This is a genomic window from Streptomyces sp. YS-3, assembly GCF_045257485.1.
In the GTDB taxonomy this organism is placed as follows: Bacteria; Actinomycetota; Actinomycetes; order Streptomycetales; family Streptomycetaceae; genus Streptomyces.
Genome location: NZ_JBJHPC010000022.1, coordinates 13,368 through 31,203, shown reverse-complemented (window position 1 = coordinate 31,203; position 17,836 = coordinate 13,368). Strand labels below are relative to the sequence as shown.

The following is a 17,836-nucleotide window of genomic DNA, read 5'->3' as shown; positions in this document are numbered from 1 at the left end:
GTGTGACAGGGTCAGCCGGGCGGGCGCCCCCCGGCGCTTCCACGTCAGGTTGGCCCCGGGGCCGGCGCGGCCCCTACCCCTCGTTGAGCCCCTCTCAGCCCTCTCAGCCCTCTAAGCCCTCTCAGCCGTCCTTGCCATCCATACCGTCCTTGCCCTCCTTGCCCTCCTTGCCCTCCTTGGTCTCCTCAAGGAGGGAGAGGGCGAACTGGAGGAGCTCGGCGGAGAGGCCGTCGTCGTCGAGCCCGCGTCCCGCGAGGCCGCTGATCTCCCCCGTACGCCGTTTGGCCAGGAACTGGAGTCCGGCCACCACGTCGTCCACGACCTCGGACTCTTCCTTGAAGAAGCGCCAGTCGACTCCGAAGCCGAGCCCGAGCGCCTTGAGGATGTCCTCGGAAGGGTGGGTGACCTTGCCCGCGAGGATGTTGGAGAAGTAGCTGTGCGACAGCTGTCCGCCGCGCTCCTTCACCAGGTCGGAGAACGCCCGCCCCGAGACGTTCTCGCCGGGGAAGGTCTTCTCCACCATGTAGGCGACCTTCTGCTGCAGGGTCGTCAGCTCAGGCGTGTGGTCTTCCATCTGTCCCCCCACCCCGTCTGGTCGGAACTGGGCTTGCACAAACACTCTACGTCACTGTTAACTCGAAAAAACACGGGCAGGGGGCCACGAGGGGAGTCCCTTGCCCGTGTGAAGGCCACGCCATGCCCGCGACCGGGCAGAGGCGCCTGCGGGCGTTCTTGGAGGGGTCCGGACGGGCCCGGACAGGGATGTAGCCCTTCGCGACGGGGGATGCACGAAGGGCTACCCATACATTATGACACCGAGTCAGGCGCCAGGAACAGTCGCCCCGCCGATAGCGCATGCGTACGTGTGTACGCGGCTGTCCTTTTCCCGGGCCCACCGACCCGGGCATCGGCGGACCGCGGGGCGCCCCGCGCCGATAGCAGATGCACAGATCCACTCGCCCCTGGCCAGGCGGTAACCGGCTTACGGGCAGGGCGGGTTGGGGCCGGACGGGGAACGTAAAGTGGGGCGAATGAGCACCCCCGTACAACGAACCGAAGCCTCCGCTTCCGCCGCCGTGCCGAGTCCCGCCTCCCTCGTCCGGGAATTCCACACCACCTTCGGCCTGGACGCCCGCACCACCCCGACCGAGATCCCGGCGGACCTGGCCGCCCACCGCCGCGACCTCCTGGTGGAGGAGGCGGCCGAGGCGGCGGAGGTCTCGGTGTCGGGCCCCCTCAACCACCTGGCCCATGAGCTGGCGGACGTGGTGTACGTGGCGTACGGCACCGCCCTGGTCCACGGCATCGACCTCGACGCGGTGATCGCGGAGATCCACCGCGCCAACATGACCAAGCTGGGACCCGATGGCCGCCCCGTGCTGCGCGCCGACGGCAAGGTACTCAAGGGCGAGCACTACCGGGCGCCGGACGTGGCGGCGGTGCTGCGCGAGCAGGGGTGGCGGGGGTGAGGGGGGGCGTGGTGCGGCGCGGCTGAGGCGGACCGGGGTGCGGCGCGGGCCACCGGCCGTGCCTGTACGCCTCCAGCGTGCCTGTGCGCCCCCGGCCGTGCCTGCGCTCCTCCGGGGCGGCCCTCGCGGAGGATGAACGGATGACCGTCTCCGTGGTGCTGTTCACCGCCGACCTGCGGCTGCACGACAACCCCGCCCTGTACGCCGCCGTCCGCGAGGCCGACGAGGTCGTGCCGCTGTTCGTGTACGACGAGGGCGTGCGCGCCGTGGGCTTCGACGCGCCCAACCGCCGGGCCTTCCTCGCCGATTGCCTGGCCGACCTGGACGCCGGTCTGCGCGAGCGCGGCGGACGCCTGGTGGTGCGCTCCGGGGACGTGGTGGAGCAGGCGTGCGCGGTGGTGGCCGAGACGGGCGCGCGCCGGGTGCATCTGGCGGGCGGCCCGAGCCGGTACGCCGTACGCCGCGAGACGGCGCTGCGCGACGCGCTGCCCGGGGGCGCGCTGGTGGTCCACGACGCCGTGGTGACGGCGCTCGCCCCCGGCGCGGTGACCCCGGCGGGCGCCGACCACTACGCCGTGTTCACCCCGTACCTGCGCCGCTGGACCCAGGAGGGCGTACGGGACGTGGTCCCGCTGCCGCGCCGGGTACCGGTCCCGGAGGTCGGCTCGGAGCGTCTGCGTCCGCGTACGGAGGTGAGCGGGACCTCGCCGGGACTGGCCCGGGGCGGCGAACGGGCCGGCCGCGACCGGCTGCGGTCCTGGCTGGCGTCCGGCCTCGACGGCTACGAGGACGGCCACGACGACCTGGCAGCCGACACCACCTCCCGCCTCTCCCCGTTCCTGCACTTCGGCGCGGTGTCGGCGGCGGAGCTGGTCCATTTGGCGAGGCGCCGGCCCTCGCCGGGCGCGGAGGCGTTCGTACGGCAGCTGGCGTGGCGCGACTTCCACTACCAGGTCCTCGCGGCCCGCCCCGAGACGGCGAGCAGGGACTACCGCCCCCGGGGCGACCGCTGGCGCGACGACGAGCACGAGATCGAGGCGTGGCGGACGGGCCGCACGGGCTACCCCCTCGTCGACGCGGCGATGCGCCAACTCGCCCACGAGGGCTGGATGCACAACCGGGGCCGGCTGCTGGCGGCGAGCTTCCTCACCAAGACGCTGTACGCGGACTGGCGCATCGGCGCCCGCCACTTCCTCGACCTCCTGGTCGACGGGGACATCGCCAACAACCAGATGAACTGGCAATGGGCGGCGGGAACGGGAACCGACACCCGTCCGAATCGCATCCTCAACCCCGTGACCCAGGGCAAACGCCTCGACCCACGCGGTACGTACGTACGCCGCTGGATCCCCGAACTCGCGGGAGTGGCCGACCGCCACGTCCACGAGCCCTGGAAACTCCCCACGACCGAGGCGGCGGCCACGGGGTACCCCGAGCGGCTGGTCGATCTGGGCGAGGCCCGGGAGCGGTTCGAACGGGGACGCCGGCACAACTGAACCGCGTGCTCCGGCCACGGGGCAACACAAAAGCCCCGGGCCGATGGCCTGGGGCTTTCTCATGGAGCGAGTGACGGGAATCGAACCCGCGCTCTGAGCTTGGGAATCACGTGGGGCTGGGGTACCTACATTGGGCCTGACCTGCGGAAAGGTGAACGATGCCAGCGCTCTGCAGAGCGTCGTAACGCGCTATTGGCGACCGCTGTTTACCACAGGCAATGGCACGTTGTGGCACGCGCGGGAGACGCGGGACGTTAGAGGTAGCGGGGCAGGGGCGCCGACCCTCTTGGGGTCTACGGTGGGAGCCCGTCTTAAGCGAGCATTCGCGAGCGCATAGCCGTGGTGACTGGGGGCTCGCTGCCGCACGAGTCGAGGGTCGTTCGAGGGGTGGTCGCCGGGTGCGGCCGACGCACGACATCCGTGGTCCCGGTTTCTGGGCCCCTAGGTCAGGACCCGAGGCGGCGGAGGAATTCGTCCTCATCAAGAACCTCGATGGCCTGTCCGGCGTCGAGCAGGGCCTGGGCTTCTTTCGCCTTGCCGCTCAGAGTGGTCCCGGGCTTGAGCTGGGTCTGCGTGGCAGAGACCAGGATGTCGGTCGTTCGGGTCATCTTCTTCGCCGGTTGCGCGCCGACCTCGGCAAGGCGGGCGAATGCCTCGTCCCGCTTCATGGAGGTCAGCGTGCCGGTGATGCAGACCGTCAGTCCGTACAGCGCTCCGTCAGGGTCGGCGTCGACGTTGGCGCCGGGAACGGGCCTGCGCTCCCGCTGGCCGGAGCCCTGGTACTGGCTGCCGCGCCACTGGCCATCGGGGGTCATGGAGCCCCATCGGATCTGATGCTTGGCGAGCAGGTCGTCGAGGGACGCCGTGTCGGCTTCGCGGATCGCCGCGAGCATGACCTCGGCTGATGCGCGGGAATCGGCTTCCGGGTTGTGGTGGTTCGTGAAGTCGAGGCCGGCGGCGTCCATGCAGTGGGGCAGCCCGTAGGACAGGAGCTTCCACGTACGGCGGGCGACGACCTGGGAGCAGGTGTACCGAAGCTCTGGCCAGGTGATCGCTTCGGCGTCGCAGGCCGCCCTGATGACGCTCAAGTCGAATCCGGCGTTGTGGGCGATCAGCGGGCGCCCGTCCGCGAACGCGAGGATCGCGGCGAGCGCGGCCTTCCAGCCGAGTGCGGTGGCGACATCGTCGGCCGTGATTCCGTGAACCCGGACGTTGTACGGGCTGAAGTGGCTGTGCGCGGCGGGTGGCTGGATCAGCATGCTCCAGGTGTCCACGACACGATCCCCCTCAACTGCTGTCATACCGACGGAGCACGCGCTGCCGCGGTGCTCGTTCGCCGTCTCGAAATCGATCGCTACCCAGGAAGACATGACACGGAGTGTCGTGAGGAGTCGTAAGGGACGCAAGGGTCAAAAGTCGCCAATGGGTTTCGGCTGTGCGGAAGTGCGAGCTCGACGGCGAGCTGTGGCACGACGGGTCCGCTGGAGGTTTCCAGCCGCGTGCACGTCGCGGTCCCGGTGACGATGTATTCGCTAGCGGTGACCGCTACTGGACTAGCCGGAGCACCGGCCTCTGTTCCTGGACACCCAGAAGGTCTTGCACTCTCGTGCTTGTCCAAGCCAGTTCATGTGCCAGTTGGGGGACAGAGAGCCCCGCTTCCTTGGAGGCGAGGTCGAAGGCTTGACGGAGCAGCGAAGGCTGTTCACCGGGGAAGTTCGAGACGGACTCCGCAGTGAACCCGGGCTGGCCGTCGAGAGCGCGTAGGCGCTGATAGGACCTGCTGGCGGTGGCGTCGGAGATCAGTCCCAGCTCGCGGCAGCGGTAGACCAGCGAGTGGAGGGAGACACCCCAGACGCCCCTGAGCTCGGCCAGCCGCGCAAAATCCATGCGCCGTGGCAGCAGGGGCAGGATGCTGTCCTGAGGAGTCAGGAACTCGGCGGCGAAGGCGTCGGCCTCCTTTTCCTGGCGACTGTCACCGGTGGCATCGCCGTGAAGCACAAGGTGGCCCAGCTCATGGGCAGCCGTGAACCGGTGCCGGTAGATGTCGTCGGCCCGGTTGGCCGTCAGCACGACTAGAGGGCGCGCGGCCCGGGTGGAGAAAGCGTCCACGCTCGCAGCGGAAGGATCACTGGCAGGCGGCATGACCACCACGATCCCGTGAGACTCCATCCGCCTCACCAAATGCGTAACAGGGCCATCTCCGAGGCCCCAGCGCCTGCGGAGCTCGCGGGCGGCGGATGTGGGGTCGGTGGACAGCTCCTCGCCGGGGTGGACCTCACCGCCGGCGAAACCAGGGAGGTCGACCAGAGGCAGCTGGATCCGCTGCTCCAGCGCGTACGTGAGCTCCCAGACCTGCTCGGCGAAGGCGAGCGCACGCTCCCGCTGGGACTTCGGCGTGCTGCGCAGACTCCGGAAATGAGCCATGGAGGCGTCGAGCCGATTGGCGGGCCTTCCCAGCAGGAAGAACGTCACTGGGACCCCGAGGATTTCGGCGAGTCGGGGGATCAAGTCAGGTCGTGGCTTCGACACCCCCGTCTCGTACTGACCCACGGCGGCGGGCGTGACTCCGAGCTGCGCCGCCACGTCCTTCTTTGTCATCTCCGCCAGCCGACGGGCTTGAGTCAGCCGGGTGGGATCGAAGGCGTCGGAGACAGAGCGTGGCGTGGCGCCTCGTTCTTCCGTACCGGGAATGAGGTCCTGCTTAATGGGTCGCATCGTCTTCGCTGCTCTGGTCCTCGACGGGTTCTGTCTCGGACTGCACGGGCAGCAGGGCCCGGTCCGAGGCGGTACGAGAGGACAGCGTAAGGGTGGGCTCGGTCCCCTCGGCGAAGCTGGTGTGTGCCGTGGCCTGGTTCGGAATGCTGACCGGCCGCAGCGTGTACGAGGTGACCGACTGCGGCAGGTGGAGGGGTTCAGGCTCGGTGGCCCACTCCAACTGCCGGTTCATCCCGAGGGCCGCGATGCCCCAGTGCGCCTCGAGGAGCTCGGAGGCATTGCAGGCGAAGGGCACCAGGACCAGCTGAGTTCCCCGCGGGACGGTCGCCAGAGCGCCCCGCGGCTCGGCGACCGGGACGGTCGGCCCGAAGTCGAGGTCGAACGGCTCCTGCGTGTGCGTCGGTGCCGGTGCGAAGGTGAAGAGCTCCCGCACCAGCTGCGACTCGCTGGGGATGCGAGCGCTGCGTACGTCCGACTTGGTCTTCGAGTACCGGAACGGGTAGAGCAGCCCGTTGCCAATGAGCATCAGCTCGTAGGAGAACCCGAACGGCTTGACCGCGCGGGCGCCGGGGAGGTCCTTGAGTTCGTCCTGCAGCCGCTCGTACTGGTTCTCATACCGGCTGGTGCCGTAGGTGCGGGTGGTGCGGGATGCTCCTTGCTCCTGTGCGGCCTGCGCGTTGGCCTGCATGTTGCGAAGGCCCTGGCCGAGGCCAAAACGAACAGCTGCTGCTTGCTTGCCGAACACGTCGGCCGCCCACGACGACGAAGGCACACTCATGCGGACGACTCCTAAGGTCGGACTACGCATCGAAGCATTCCAGTGCGGGCTTGACTTTAGTTGATGTCGTAGATTTTGCACAACCGCTTTGGTGTACGCCGTGTTCGTGACCCTTGAGCCGACCCCAAGGGCCTGCCGAGCCCGTTCCTTCTGGCCTCCGATCGACGCATGGCCGACAGGGCGTTCAGTGCGCCGAAAGGCCGGGCGGGTCGGCCGTGCCCGCCTCGGGTTGCGATGAGGGCGGGAAGGAAGGGAACGGAAGGCGCATCCGCCTGAGCAGCGCGTGCCCTGTGCCCACGGCCAGGACGACCAGAACGCTGGTGATGGCCTCGGGGAAGTTGGTCAGGGAGAGGAGGTAGCCCACACCGGCGACTATGCAGATGAAGAGGGCATACCCGAGCGCACCCCAGGCCGGGGAACCGGACTGCGGGTGGGGGCCGTCCCAGTCAGGATTCGGGGACAAGACATTCTCGTCGGCCAACCGAGTCGAGCTGGTCAGGGCGTTGGTGGGGGCTGCGGCGTATGTGAGCACGGACGCGATGATCTGTGCCAAGGCCGCCAGCTGGTCCTGATCCCCTTCCGACAGTCGGATTTTGGCCGCGTGGAGATTCCTGACGATCTCGTGCGCGTGGCGGCGGATCCGAGAGCGCTGTATCGGGTCGGTGCGGCGCGGTTCCAGTTCCGCTTGTCGTTCCAATGCGTCACACAGATCGCCGATCGCATCGCAGAAGGCGGAATTGCGGGTGTGGCCTCGAACCTCGCGATCCGGTGAGCCGTGGGATGTGATCGCTTCCCACGCCCGAATCGCCATGTGGACCGTGTGTTCGTGCGGCACCGACCGGTGGAGTGATCTGCGGTCCACCTCGGCCAGAACGAGCACCGACGTCAGCAAGCTCCAGAGGAGTGCCAGCATCCAGAAGCTGGTACCGGTCCGAGTGTTCACCATGATCATGAGCGCAGCGAGGACTCCCAAGAAAGGCAGGAGCCACAGGAGATAGATCGATACCAAGGAGCAGGTCAGATCCGTCACCCGCTTCTCAAGCCGTTCCGCCGAGGGGAGGCCCGCCTCGGCGACGCGGTGCTCGGTCAGCAGCTGCCGGACACGCACCACACGACCTCGCCGGGGTGTCATCAGCTTGAGGCGTAGGGCCAAACGGCCGGGCCGGCCGTGTGGTACCCGCTTGCGATCCACCCAGCGCGGCGCGACAAAGGTCAGCGTCGTCAGCATGTAGAGAGCGCTGCCGATCACGCACCAGGCAAAGATATTCTTGACCATAGGCGGATCATCCCCCTGGGCACTGACAATGCCTCTCCGGTGGAAGTGCCCGACCGGCACTCTCAGGATGTGGCCGCTCTCGGGCAACGCCGACCGGGCAGCTCAACTGGGGCCGCCGACAATGGAGAAATCCCGGGCGATCGCCTCCGGCGCCGTTCTTCGTGCCGCCGGTGGACCTTTGGCGGAATTCAGCGGGTGGCGCGTGGGACATCCGCTTGTGGCTTGCTGACGCCCCGCCAGCACTCTCGTGGGTGCGAGCCTAGTGGGGTGCGCGATCAGCGCCGAGCTGCCCTTTCAACTCATTGACGCGGCGTTGGGTCTCCGCGGCGCTCCGCTGCTGCCTCGCTAGTTTCGCCGTGGCGGCGGTGAGTTCCGCCTTGAGGCGATTCTTGTCGGCGGCCTCGCGATCGGAGAGGGCGGTCTCGTCCGTGTAAGCCGGTCCGATGCGCTTGGCGGCCACGATGCCTCGGCGAGTGCCGCACTCCGGACATTCGACCACCGACGGCAATACGCGATTGTGCTCCCGATGCTGGATGAATCGGGCGGTGTGGTCACAGGTGAGAGCCAGATCCCACACGTCCTGGTGTTTCTTCCTCTCTTCCCACGAAGGCCCGGACGCCAAGATCTTGCTAAGTCGCTCGGCCATCCTGGGGTCAGTGGGGTGCGGCGGGCAGCATGTAGTGCAGTGCCACGTCCGTGACCCGCTGATACACCAACGGGCTCCCCAGCAGTCGGCATGGCGTGTACGGAAGCGTGCGTCCTCTGCCTCGTATTCGATCTTCTCCGCGGGAGAGAGGTACATGGTTCCGGGCCAGCTACCGCGGGCATCATTCAGGACTAGGCCGCAGTTCCTGCACGGCTCGCCCGCCAGGTACTCCTCCCACGTCAGGTACATCCCCTTGAGCCGCCACATCTCGCGGCGCTCCCTGCCCTGTCGATCTCGCTCCTCAGCCTGGAGGGCTTCACGGCGGCTGCGGTCGACAGCGCGCTTCTGGCGCTGCTCCTCTGTCAGTTTGGCCATGTGTGTCTCCCAAAGTCCTGGCTGCGGTGTAGTCGGGCGGGGTGTCTCTGGCTGTCGTCGCCGGTCAGAGGCGGCATCGATCCCTTGACCTGACAGCGGCTCCGACCCCCGCCCTGGCCGCTTGTGGAGCGACACCCACACCCCCACAGGCGGTACGGGGTTTCCGCTCGGTGCTCCGACCACGCCAAGCGCTCGCGAAAGACGTGTCACTACCCCTGGTCAGCGGGGGGGGGTGTCCCCAATGGGCCCATCGTCACTACGCCGGCCCAACGGGGGCCGGGCGGATGGCGGCGGTGGCGTACGCGCAGGCGGGGGCAAAGGCGGCCTGGGCACGGGCAGGTCGATCAGATCGCCCACCTCGGCCACCTGTTGAAGCGTTCGTGCGAGTGAATGCAGCGCCTGACGAGTGACGTCCAGCTGGCGCCGCAACTCGTCGGCTTCGGACCAGGCGCGTTCATAGCTCACCGGGTCTGTGCCGTCAGGCCGCAGCGCTTCGTATGCCGCGAGCCGAGGGTGCCAGACCGTCAACACTGGCCGCAGCACACGATTGAGGGTGACCATCGCCAGCACGCCGAAGGTGAGCCGACCCTGCGGCACGGGCGGTGCGACGGCGGGACCGTGCTTGTGCAGGATGCCCCGGGTGACATCGTAGAGGGAGTACAGCGAGGTGAGTGCCTCGCGTAGAACTCCCTCGTCCCGCTCCAGCGGAACGACCGCGACTCGGCTGGCCAGTTGGAAGTACAGCTCCCAGGCGGCCGTGCGCTCGGCGTCCGCCGGCTCCCAGAGGCCCGCCACCTCGCCGACGAACGGGATCGTCAGTTTCGCCGTGACCTGTGAAGGTCCTTTACGCCCCCGCCGCGGCGCCTCGCCGGACTGCGTCATGATCGCCTCCCCGGTTCCCACAGTAGGGTATGGCACCGTGTGGGATGTCTTCCTCAGCTACAGCCGCAAAGATGCCAGGCAAGTCCGTCGGCTCCACGAGGAGCTCATCGCGGTCGGGCTGAAGGTGTTCACAGACGAGTCGGCGGTCGCTGGGTTCGCCGGCATCAGCGACACCATCCGTTGCGCGCTCGCCGACTCGCGCGTCCTGCTGGCGTATTACTCCGTCGGCTACCCCGAACGCCCAGCCTGCCAATGGGAGCTGACCGCGGCGTTCCTCGCGGGGCTCAACGAGGGCGAGCCGCGCCGCCGAGTCCTGGTGGTCAACCCCGAGCCGGAGACCGCGCACATTCACCCGGTGGAGCTGCGCGACACCCGGCATGGCGACCCGGAGACCCTGGTCGCGGATGTGCTCGTGCACCTGCGGCAGGTGCCCGGCCCGATGCGGATGCCGCGCCTCCCAGCGTGCACGGCGAGCTGCCTGCCGCTGTGGGGGAGTTCACCGGCAGGCTGCCCGACCTGTGGCGCCTGCACAGCGCCCTGCACGTCCAGGAGGCACCGCTCGTCACCGGCCGTACCTCGGCTGGACCCGTGCAGCTGCGCGGCATGCCGGGTATCGGAAAGACACGGCTTGCACGGGAGTACGCGCTGCGGTTCGGCGCCGCTTTCCCCGGTGGCGTGCACTGGGTGCGCGCCATCGCGCCGCAGCCGCCGCAGGAACCCGATGGCCCTTGTCTGTATGTCGTGGACGACGTGCCCCACGGCCTGTCGCCGCGCGCCCTCACCGAGCTCACCGCTCCGCATCCCCTGGTCCGCACCCTGCTCATCACCCGGAGCCGCACCTACGGGGGGCACGGCGAGCACGTCGACCTGGAACCCCTCCCCGAAGCGGCAGCCGCCGCGCTCGCGGGCGCCTCCGCGATCGCCGACGCCGCCGCGGGGCACCCTGGGGCACTCGGACTGCTCGGCCGCGCGGTGACTGCGGGCAAGAATCCCGTAGCCCTGGCGAGCCGGCTGTACGAACCGGGCCGTTCCCTGCTCGACATCCTTGCCGGCGACGAGCTCACAGCGGACCACGTGCGCGACGCCATGACCGCACCCGCCGAGGCTCAGGACGTGCTGCGCTGCGCACTCGCCCTGTCCCCGCTGCCGGTCACTGCCGAGACCGTGGCCACGGTCCTCACCGCGGCCGACCGGCTGCCGCGTGCCGTCGCCCTGCGCCGCGCGAGTGCCGGTGTGGCCGAACTGCACGCCCGTGGGCTGCTCACGTCAGCCCCGCACCACCTGCACCCGGTCACGGCGCACTCCTGGCTCCACCACGAAGGCGACTCGGCCCGCGCGGAGACACTGCGCCGTGCGGTCCTCTCCAGCCTGGGAGCCACGGCCACTAGGCTGGACAGCCCCGGACTCCCGATTCCCGGTGTACGGAAGGAGAGCATGCCGATGACGGTCAGCGAGGCCGAGCGGATGGCTGCCTTCGACCTGCAGGTCGAGCTGGTGAGCCGCATCGGTGTCCAGCGACTCCCCGCCGACAGCGGCAGTCTGCGTGAGGCCCTCACCTCCCTGAACAGCCTGTTCCCATTCACTCGCGACACGCTCCGCCGCTACAGCGTCGGCCTGGAGCCGGGCACCGCACCCAATGTCCAGTCGGCGGCGGACCGCCTCCTGAACGAGGTTCTCCGCCCCTTCACCACTCGCTGGCACCCGCTCCTCATGGCCTGGGAGGCCCGCCGCCCGCCGCATCTCAGCCCGCTGGATCACGAACGCACGTGGGACCACGCCGACGCGTTCCGCACGGACCTGAACGGCCTGCGGGAGCCACTCCGAGCCGTGACGGCATCCCTGGCGGAGATCTCAGGGGCGGAGTTCGGGATCTCGAGCGAGGTCTGAGTCTCCTTCACAGGGCTCCGGCAGCCGGACCTCGCTCAGGCCAGCAGGCTTTCCTGCACCGAACCTTCGCGGCTGGCAGGCACTGCCCACGTAGGCAGGCGACTGCCGCGTCGTCCCGAGTTGTAAATGTTTCGGATGATCTGGTCCACCCCTTGGGAGACCTTGCAGTTCATCGCTTCCTTGAGACCTCGTCCCTTACCCAGCAGATTTGATGGTCCCCCAGGGTGAGATGCCAGTTTCTTCGTCAGCACCCGTCGGTCAATTTCCGGGCAGTCAAGTAGAACTGATCCAAGCCCGAGCAGGATGTTGGCATTTACCGCTTCAGGGGTCGGACCCCACGCATTAGTGACGATCGTCAGCGTCTCCTTAAGGAGGTGCCCAGGACGATCTACGCTGGCCCTATGCAACGTCGTCAATGCGGCGACTGCATGGATAGTGCTGTTCGAGCTGCCGTCAGATACCCTCCAACCACACTTCTCGACGATCTCGGTGATGTCCAGTGCCTCTTTGCGGCCCGCCGTGACCTCCGCCATGAACTTGTAGATCGGCTGGACTCTTCTATTATCATTAAGCCCCAGGAAGAGTTCCGCCTCTTCGGCTACAGCTAGTCCATGGAACACCTTCATACAGATTTTAATGTCTGCGCGTTGAGCGGCCAAACAAAGGGCGCCGCGGTTCTGGCCATCGACCCAAATGTAGGATCCGTCAGCCCTCGCCGAAACAGTGGGGACGCCCAGACGCTTTACGTCAAATCCCTCTCGCAATTTCCGGGCAACCCAGCTCCTATCGACGGGCCGGGTGTTGACCAACGGATCCGTTGTCACGGCAGATGGCGCGAGATCTTCGATGGTGGTGCTGTGAGCCGTCCTAGACATTACTTGCCTTCCTGATGAGAGTGTGCAGAACGTTGATGTGTTTCTTGCAGTCGCGGAGTTCGCTGTCCCAATGGGCGAGGTCATCCGCGGACGAGGGCTTGACTTCGGTGATTGATGAGATCCCTGCACATACTCCGACGAGCGACGCGACAGCTCGACTAACTTCTGGGACACGCCGGGAAGGTGAGGGCAGGATCTGCACACGGGGCGAAGGCGTCGGCGTGTCCTTAAAAGCCGGCTCTGCCGCCTCCCTTTTCAGGTCAACCCGCATCCTCAGCGACTGGCGCCGCGGTTTCATGTGCCTGATCGTTTCCGGGATATCTCCGTCATTGCGTAGCTGGTGAAGCTCTTCGATGATCCGGCTAGGAGACCACCCCGGGGGCGGGGCCTCAACAGCGTCGAGCATCAAAGGTACGAGTTTCCGTGCGCGGATCATGCTGAAGGTAGGGTTAGATTTTCCCTCTTTCGCGGTATTCATGACCGCCCGAATTCGCCAATAGATGCGATTCGGAATCCCAACGAAATCTGATGCGTAGATGCTATGTGAAACCCTGGATGAGGGAGCCGGCACGCCATGAATTTCGGAGGCCAGATTCATTCGTTCCCGAAGGGTCATGGGAAGGTCGGTAGCTGCGTCTGCCCTTTCTGTCTCCATTTGAAGCGCTGCTGCCAGCTCGACCACATCTGAAGGGATCTGTACTCGAGTCTCCGGAACCCCTAGCAGTGTCAGGGCGTGCAATCGCCGCAGCCCGCTAATCAGCGTGACCCCGTCGTTGCTCATAATGAGGGGTTGGATCACCCCATTTTTGGCAATCGATTCCGCCAGCTTCCTGAGATCGCCCATCTCGCGAACACGGTGATCGTACTTAATGTCAGACAAAGTGATGTTCTTAATTTTCACCGTGCTGTTCCTTCCGCTGCGACATGTCGAGAATTTGCGTCGCACGGCATTGTTATACACGCCGCATGACCGCAGGCGGGCTAACGGCGCGAATATGCGCCGTAGGCAGTGTGATTAATGGCCTCCTTTCGCCCGATTCGAGTAATCGTGGTTGCGGGCGTAGTTGTCTGCGCGCCGTTCGCTGGCTGAACTCTTGAACTCAATGGGCTGGTCCCAGCTACCTGGGTAGCCGAGTTTTGCCTTCACTCTGGTTACGGGCGCGGGCCATTGGCAGCCGCCTTTCGACTGGACTGGGCGCCGAAGGGAGTGTTGCCGCTCTGCGTGGACAACGACCCACTCAGTTGGGTGATTTCGAGCAGCGGGAACGATCCGGCGATGCGACGTCATGAACCGGCGGTAGTTCGGGGGAACAGGCCACGGCGGTGACCTTACGGAGGCCAGGGAGGAACGTGGGTCTCGGACATCCCTCGTGGAACCTCAGCTGCCGATGCAGCGAAGGGTGGCGGTTGTGTTCGTCTGGGACACACGATCTTTGAGTTGTCCTAGGGTTGGGCGGGTTCCCCAGGGGCGGTCTGCTGCTGGGGATTTCGTCGTTCCGGGGCGGAGAAGGATCTTGCGGTTCGTACGGCAGCCAGCTCGACCCAGTCGCGCCGACCGTTCGACCCGTCTGCGTGGTGCCGTCGCCCCGCTCGGCGTGCGGCAGTTCCGGCTTCACTTCGCCGCGCGTCTGCTGTCGTGGACCGGGTCGGCCGTCGCCCCGATCGCGCTCGCGTTCGCGACCCTTCACCTGGGCGGCGGGGCGGGGAGTCTGGGCCTGGTGCTGGCGGCCGGGATGGGTCCGCAGATCGTGTTGTTGCTGGTGGGCGGGGTGGTCGCGGACCGGTGGTCCAGGGCGCGCGTGATGGTGTGGACGAATGTGGTGTCGGCGGCGGCCGAGGGGCTGGCCGCGCTGCTGCTCTGGTTCGGGTCGGCCACGGTGTGGCACCTGGTGGTCATGTCGGCGGTGTGCGGAGCCGCGTCGGCGTTCTTCACCCCGGCCGCCGGAGGCGTAGTCGTCGAGGTCGTCCCCAAGCCGTGGCGGCACTCGGCGAACGCGCTGCTGAAGATCGGGCAGAACACGGTGAAGGTCGCGGGTCCTGCGCTGGGCGGTGTCCTGGTGTCCGCTGTTGGCCCTGCCTGGGTGATCGGCTGGGACGCCGCAACATTCGCGGCGGCAGCATTGCTGTGCGCGCGCATAGACCTCAACGCGGCCCCGGTGAAGGTCCGTACCGGATTCTTGGTCGACCTGCGCGAGGGCTGGGCGGACTTCCGGTCCCGGCGCTGGCTGTGGGTCATGGTCGCCCAGGCGTCCGCAGTGGTGCCGGTGTGGCTGGTCGGCTATCAACTGCTCGGCCCGGTCTACGGCCTGGAGGTTCTGGGCGGGGCCGCGCCGTGGGGCTGGGTCGTCTCCGGGTTCACCGGTGGACTGGTTGCCGGGGCGGCGCTCGCGCTGCTGTGGAAGCCTCGCCTGGTCGGGGTCGTGGTGTGCCTGGGTACCGGCTCGATGGGCCTGCCGCTGGCCGCTATGGCGGCCACCTCCCCGTTGCCGGTCCTGGTCGCCGCCACGGTGGCGGCCGGTACGGGGCTGGCGGTCAGCATGACCACGTGGGCCTCACTGGTCCAGGAACGTATCCCGGCCCATAAGTTGAGCCGGACGATGTCGTACTCGACGCTGGGCCAGATCCTTCCGGTCCCGGTGGGCTACCTGATCGCCGGTCCGCTGTCGCGGCACCTGGGGCTGCGGCCGACTCTCGCAGCCGGGGCCGTGGTGATCGCGGCAGCGGCGATCGTGCCGTTGGCCATCGGTCAGGTCCGGCGGCTGTCGCTGGCAGACGAGGTGGCTCCGGCTGCGGAGACGGCGGCCAGGTAGTACGCGCGGGCGACCTCCGCAGCCCCCGCGAAGTCCCTAAAGGCCCGGTCGCGCGCCGCCGCGTCCCGCTGCGCCTGATCGGCGCTTGGCGGGAGCTTCCACCGCTCGGCGAGGTGTCGGGAGATCCGGCCGGTGTCCAGGTGGGCGATGGAGTGCCGGGCGTCGGCTGCCTCGGCCCGCGTGTTCACCTTGAATGCGGCCGTCACGGCCGCCGCCGCGGCCATCGGGTCGCCGAGGAGGCCGGCGGCTTCTTGCCAGGTGGAGGGCCAGACGGCCCAGGCGCCGTCCCAGCGGGCGCAGCGGACCATGATCTGTGCCAGGGCGTCTGCACGGGTGAGGTCTCTTTGTTCGGCCGGAGTGAGCCAGAACGCCAGCTGCGCGGGTGTCATGTCGGCGGTGCTGACGCCGCAGGCGTTGGCGACCGCGAGGGCCCCCGCCCTCGGCATCGCCGCCCGCCCGGCAATCGCGGCAAGGACACGGTGGCGCCAGCGGGCTGGGAAGCCGGGGTCGTAGAGCTGCTGGTGGTTCAGAGCCGCGAGCAGCGGCACTCGGCCGGGTCCGGGCCGGAACGCGGCGTCCCAGTACCGTACGAAGCTCGTCGCCCATGGCTGCCCGGCCCAACCATCGGTGTCCACCGAGTTGGTCCTCTGGGCCGCGCTGCTGGTGGTGGTAGGCAGTATTTGCCCGGTCCAGGTGCTGGCGGTGACCTGGTCCGGGTCGGCGGCGATCAGAGCGAGAGCCTGTTCGGCGTCTTCGCGCTTCAGGTCGTACGGGTGGGTACGACGCCACCGATCCAGGCGGCCGAGCGCGTCCGCCAGAGCCTCGTCCTGGGCGGCAGCCCGACCGAGCACGGCCCAAGTGCGGCGGGTGTAGGGGATGGCGCGGGCGAGCCGCAGCAGCGCCACCGCCTCATCATGGGTGACCTGCTGGTCGGCGTGGGCGCGTTCCAGTGCGGCCCGTGCGTTGACCAGCGCGAATGTCAGCGCTCGGCCGGCGCCGTCCTGGAGGACGGCCACCTCGTCGTCAGCATCCAGGGCGCCGGTCCGGTAGTCGTCGAAGATCCGGCCGACGCCGGTCATCCCGTACGGGGCGAGTTCAGCGGCCCGGAGGGCGCCCATGCTGGCGGCGCCGATGACGCGCACGCCGTCGGCGAGCAGCGCCAGGATCTCCTTATGCCGCACGGGGGCGCTCTGGTGCCACAGTCCGTCGATGATCAGAACCGTGTCGCTGGGCGTCGGGTCGAGGCGGAGGAGGTCTCCGTGGCGGACGGGTGGGTGCACGACGGCGTGCGGGCACAGCCCGCGGATCCTGGATGGGGGCAGGGTGGGCCCTGCGAAGACGTGGATGCTCATGCCGCAACTCCTGGACCGCCGGGGCGGGCGATGGCGTGGCGGGAGTCGTACCGCAGGTGCGGCGCGAGGATCTTGAGGACGGTGAACTCTTCGCGTGCGTAGGGACCGTGGGTGAGGTCGACGGCCAAGGGCGGTATGCCCGTCACAGTGGTGACGGCGGTGGCCAGGTGCGCGGCCTCCACGTCGTCCTCGTCGAAGGCAGCCTCGTACCGTTGGGTGACTGCCGGCCATGCCACCGTCTTGCCCGAGATAGGGGCGGGGCCTTTGTACGGGCCGGTTCGGTAGACGGTCGGCGGGGTGTCCTCGCGCGATCCGGTGATGTGGGTGAGCCGCGACTGCGCGGCCTCGGTGATCGCCCGGGACAGGGCGATGCGCGGGTCCAGATGGGCGCCGGAGCCGGAGACCAGGAGCGCGGGCTGGTCCTCGCGCCAGAGGTAGCAGGCCGCCACGGGCACCTGGAACCGGTTGGGCAGGTGCCACAGTTCCGTCCAGACTCCGGCGGCGGACAGCCGGTCGATCAGCTTCGCACAGTGCGGATCGTCGATGCTCTCGGCGTCGAGTCGTTCGGCATCCGACGGGAGGTCGCTGAGGACGTCCCGCTCGATGATCTCGCACAGGCCGTGCGCCATCGCCTCCGCGCGAGTGTTGCCGGAGGCGAGGCCGTTGGTGGAAGCGCTGGGCAGGTGGAGCCGCCATTCGCGGTGCGTTTCCCGTCCGAGCGTGACGCAGGTGGCGGGTACCGGCACCGGGGTCCCGTCCACGGCGCACTCGGCGGTGATCCAGTCCAGGCGGGTCCGGTCGGTCACCAGATGGCCGGGGTGCAGCTCCAGCGCCGTCACCGGATACGGCAGCCCCATCTCCCGCGCCGGGATGCGGATCTCCGAGGCAGCGGGAACGGCGTGCTCGGCGTGCCATACCTCGATGGCTTCCATGGCTCCGGAGACGCGGGCGGCGGCCAGGCTTGTTCCCTTGCCCTGCGCGACGGCCAGCGTGCGGGCGAGCGGGCGTACGGTCATGGTCACCGGGATGCCGAGATCGTCCAGGCCGGTCACGTCCGCGACCCGCGTGATCCCGTAGGTGGGGAGCAACGGGCGGAGGGCCTGCCAGGTCTGGGCGGGGTGACGGGTGCGGTGTGTGCCGTCGAAATAGACCTTGTGCACCGGGCTCTCCTCCTTGAATGGGCGTGGAGCATGTGTGGCTGCCAGGCGCTGTTGAGTACCTGCCGCGGTGAGGTCGGGTGAAGGCGCCCGACCGCCCAGCCCGGGGAGGGCGGGC

15 protein-coding genes and 1 pseudogene are annotated in these 17,836 nt (G+C 68.2%); 5 read left to right on the top strand and 11 right to left on the bottom strand.

Annotation, left to right across the window (positions count from 1 at the left end; all coding sequences use genetic code 11):
- Nucleotides 1-121: 121 nt before the first annotated feature.
- Nucleotides 122-574, bottom strand: coding sequence for a hypothetical protein (locus ACJA3G_RS04115; RefSeq protein ID WP_406551474.1), 453 nt, complete (start codon nucleotides 572-574; stop codon nucleotides 122-124).
- A 457-nt stretch (nucleotides 575-1,031) separates the two neighbouring features.
- Here ACJA3G_RS04115 and ACJA3G_RS04110 point away from each other — a divergent pair, with 457 nt between their 5' ends.
- Nucleotides 1,032-1,469, top strand: coding sequence for a MazG nucleotide pyrophosphohydrolase domain-containing protein (locus tag ACJA3G_RS04110; protein ID WP_406551473.1), 438 nt, complete (start codon nucleotides 1,032-1,034; stop codon nucleotides 1,467-1,469).
- A gap of 140 nt (nucleotides 1,470-1,609) precedes the next feature.
- Complete coding sequence (locus ACJA3G_RS04105) at nucleotides 1,610-2,965, top strand: cryptochrome/photolyase family protein (RefSeq protein WP_406551472.1); 1,356 nt, start codon at nucleotides 1,610-1,612, stop codon at nucleotides 2,963-2,965.
- A gap of 446 nt (nucleotides 2,966-3,411) precedes the next feature.
- On the opposite strand, the gene ACJA3G_RS04100 is transcribed toward ACJA3G_RS04105, so the two are convergent.
- The 6 genes from ACJA3G_RS04100 to ACJA3G_RS04075 all read right to left on the bottom strand — a co-directional run bounded on the left by ACJA3G_RS04100 (nucleotide 3,412) and on the right by ACJA3G_RS04075 (nucleotide 9,637).
- Nucleotides 3,412-4,335 carry an exonuclease domain-containing protein gene (locus ACJA3G_RS04100; RefSeq protein WP_406551471.1) on the bottom strand — a complete coding sequence of 308 codons (924 nt, stop codon included), beginning with the start codon at nucleotides 4,333-4,335 and terminating at the stop codon, nucleotides 3,412-3,414.
- Nucleotides 4,336-4,510: 175 nt separating this feature from the next.
- Complete coding sequence (locus ACJA3G_RS04095; protein ID WP_406551470.1) at nucleotides 4,511-5,680, bottom strand: helix-turn-helix domain-containing protein; 1,170 nt, start codon at nucleotides 5,678-5,680, stop codon at nucleotides 4,511-4,513.
- Nucleotides 5,667-6,458, bottom strand: coding sequence for a hypothetical protein (locus ACJA3G_RS04090; RefSeq protein ID WP_406551469.1), 792 nt, complete (start codon nucleotides 6,456-6,458; stop codon nucleotides 5,667-5,669). The genes ACJA3G_RS04095 and ACJA3G_RS04090 overlap by 14 nt, the downstream gene beginning before the upstream one ends.
- 184 nt (nucleotides 6,459-6,642) lie before the next feature.
- Nucleotides 6,643-7,734, bottom strand: a complete 1,092-nt coding sequence (locus tag ACJA3G_RS04085; protein ID WP_406551468.1) for a hypothetical protein — start codon at nucleotides 7,732-7,734, stop codon at nucleotides 6,643-6,645.
- A 259-nt stretch (nucleotides 7,735-7,993) separates the two neighbouring features.
- Complete coding sequence (locus ACJA3G_RS04080) at nucleotides 7,994-8,755, bottom strand: hypothetical protein (RefSeq protein ID WP_406551467.1); 762 nt, start codon at nucleotides 8,753-8,755, stop codon at nucleotides 7,994-7,996.
- A 219-nt stretch (nucleotides 8,756-8,974) separates the two neighbouring features.
- The gene (locus tag ACJA3G_RS04075) at nucleotides 8,975-9,637 is read right to left on the bottom strand and encodes a hypothetical protein (RefSeq protein WP_406551466.1); all 663 of its coding nucleotides are present in this window, start codon (nucleotides 9,635-9,637) and stop codon (nucleotides 8,975-8,977) included.
- Here ACJA3G_RS04075 and ACJA3G_RS04070 point away from each other — a divergent pair.
- Together ACJA3G_RS04070 and ACJA3G_RS04065 are read left to right on the top strand one after the other, a co-directional pair.
- Nucleotides 9,636-9,950 (top strand): annotated as a pseudogene (locus ACJA3G_RS04070) (toll/interleukin-1 receptor domain-containing protein); the annotation flags it as partial. The gene ACJA3G_RS04075 and the pseudogene ACJA3G_RS04070 overlap by 2 nt on opposite strands.
- A 149-nt stretch (nucleotides 9,951-10,099) precedes the next feature.
- Nucleotides 10,100-11,524 carry a TIR protein gene (locus tag ACJA3G_RS04065; protein ID WP_406551478.1) on the top strand — a complete coding sequence of 475 codons (1,425 nt, stop codon included), beginning with the start codon at nucleotides 10,100-10,102 and terminating at the stop codon, nucleotides 11,522-11,524.
- A gap of 35 nt (nucleotides 11,525-11,559) precedes the next feature.
- Here ACJA3G_RS04065 and ACJA3G_RS04060 read toward each other — a convergent pair whose 3' ends face one another.
- Nucleotides 11,560-12,399 carry a DUF6551 family protein gene (locus ACJA3G_RS04060; protein WP_406551465.1) on the bottom strand — a complete coding sequence of 280 codons (840 nt, stop codon included), beginning with the start codon at nucleotides 12,397-12,399 and terminating at the stop codon, nucleotides 11,560-11,562.
- Nucleotides 12,392-13,300, bottom strand: a complete 909-nt coding sequence (locus ACJA3G_RS04055) for a ParB N-terminal domain-containing protein (protein ID WP_406551464.1) — start codon at nucleotides 13,298-13,300, stop codon at nucleotides 12,392-12,394. The genes ACJA3G_RS04060 and ACJA3G_RS04055 overlap by 8 nt, the downstream gene beginning before the upstream one ends.
- A 487-nt stretch (nucleotides 13,301-13,787) precedes the next feature.
- Here ACJA3G_RS04055 and ACJA3G_RS04050 point away from each other — a divergent pair, with 487 nt between their 5' ends.
- Nucleotides 13,788-15,209: an MFS transporter gene (locus ACJA3G_RS04050; protein WP_406551477.1), complete on the top strand. Its 1,422-nt coding sequence runs from the start codon at nucleotides 13,788-13,790 to the stop codon at nucleotides 15,207-15,209.
- On the opposite strand, the gene ACJA3G_RS04045 is transcribed toward ACJA3G_RS04050, so the two are convergent.
- Both ACJA3G_RS04045 and ACJA3G_RS04040 read right to left on the bottom strand, forming a co-directional pair.
- Entirely contained in the window at nucleotides 15,146-16,561 is a 1,416-nt protein-coding gene (locus ACJA3G_RS04045) for a TfuA-like protein (protein WP_406551463.1), read from the bottom strand. The genes ACJA3G_RS04050 and ACJA3G_RS04045 overlap by 64 nt on opposite strands.
- Complete coding sequence (locus tag ACJA3G_RS04040; protein ID WP_406551462.1) at nucleotides 16,558-17,721, bottom strand: YcaO-like family protein; 1,164 nt, start codon at nucleotides 17,719-17,721, stop codon at nucleotides 16,558-16,560. Before ACJA3G_RS04040 ends, ACJA3G_RS04045 begins: the two co-directional genes overlap by 4 nt.
- Nucleotides 17,722-17,836 lie beyond the last annotated feature (115 nt).

What these genes read in the sequence shown, in the direction of transcription:
- ACJA3G_RS04115 (WP_406551474.1), bottom strand. Translation starts at nt 574, where the DNA reads ATGGAAGACCACACGCCTGAGCTGACGACCCTGCAGCAGAAGGTCGCC.
- ACJA3G_RS04110 (WP_406551473.1), top strand. Translation starts at nt 1,032, where the DNA reads ATGAGCACCCCCGTACAACGAACCGAAGCCTCCGCTTCCGCCGCCGTG.
- ACJA3G_RS04105 (WP_406551472.1), top strand. Translation starts at nt 1,610, where the DNA reads ATGACCGTCTCCGTGGTGCTGTTCACCGCCGACCTGCGGCTGCACGAC.
- ACJA3G_RS04100 (WP_406551471.1), bottom strand. Translation starts at nt 4,335, where the DNA reads ATGTCTTCCTGGGTAGCGATCGATTTCGAGACGGCGAACGAGCACCGC.
- ACJA3G_RS04095 (WP_406551470.1), bottom strand. Translation starts at nt 5,680, where the DNA reads ATGCGACCCATTAAGCAGGACCTCATTCCCGGTACGGAAGAACGAGGC.
- ACJA3G_RS04090 (WP_406551469.1), bottom strand. Translation starts at nt 6,458, where the DNA reads ATGAGTGTGCCTTCGTCGTCGTGGGCGGCCGACGTGTTCGGCAAGCAA.
- ACJA3G_RS04085 (WP_406551468.1), bottom strand. Translation starts at nt 7,734, where the DNA reads ATGGTCAAGAATATCTTTGCCTGGTGCGTGATCGGCAGCGCTCTCTAC.
- ACJA3G_RS04080 (WP_406551467.1), bottom strand. Translation starts at nt 8,755, where the DNA reads ATGGCCAAACTGACAGAGGAGCAGCGCCAGAAGCGCGCTGTCGACCGC.
- ACJA3G_RS04075 (WP_406551466.1), bottom strand. Translation starts at nt 9,637, where the DNA reads ATGACGCAGTCCGGCGAGGCGCCGCGGCGGGGGCGTAAAGGACCTTCA.
- ACJA3G_RS04060 (WP_406551465.1), bottom strand. Translation starts at nt 12,399, where the DNA reads ATGTCTAGGACGGCTCACAGCACCACCATCGAAGATCTCGCGCCATCT.
- ACJA3G_RS04050 (WP_406551477.1), top strand. Translation starts at nt 13,788, where the DNA reads ATGCAGCGAAGGGTGGCGGTTGTGTTCGTCTGGGACACACGATCTTTG.
- ACJA3G_RS04045 (WP_406551463.1), bottom strand. Translation starts at nt 16,561, where the DNA reads ATGAGCATCCACGTCTTCGCAGGGCCCACCCTGCCCCCATCCAGGATC.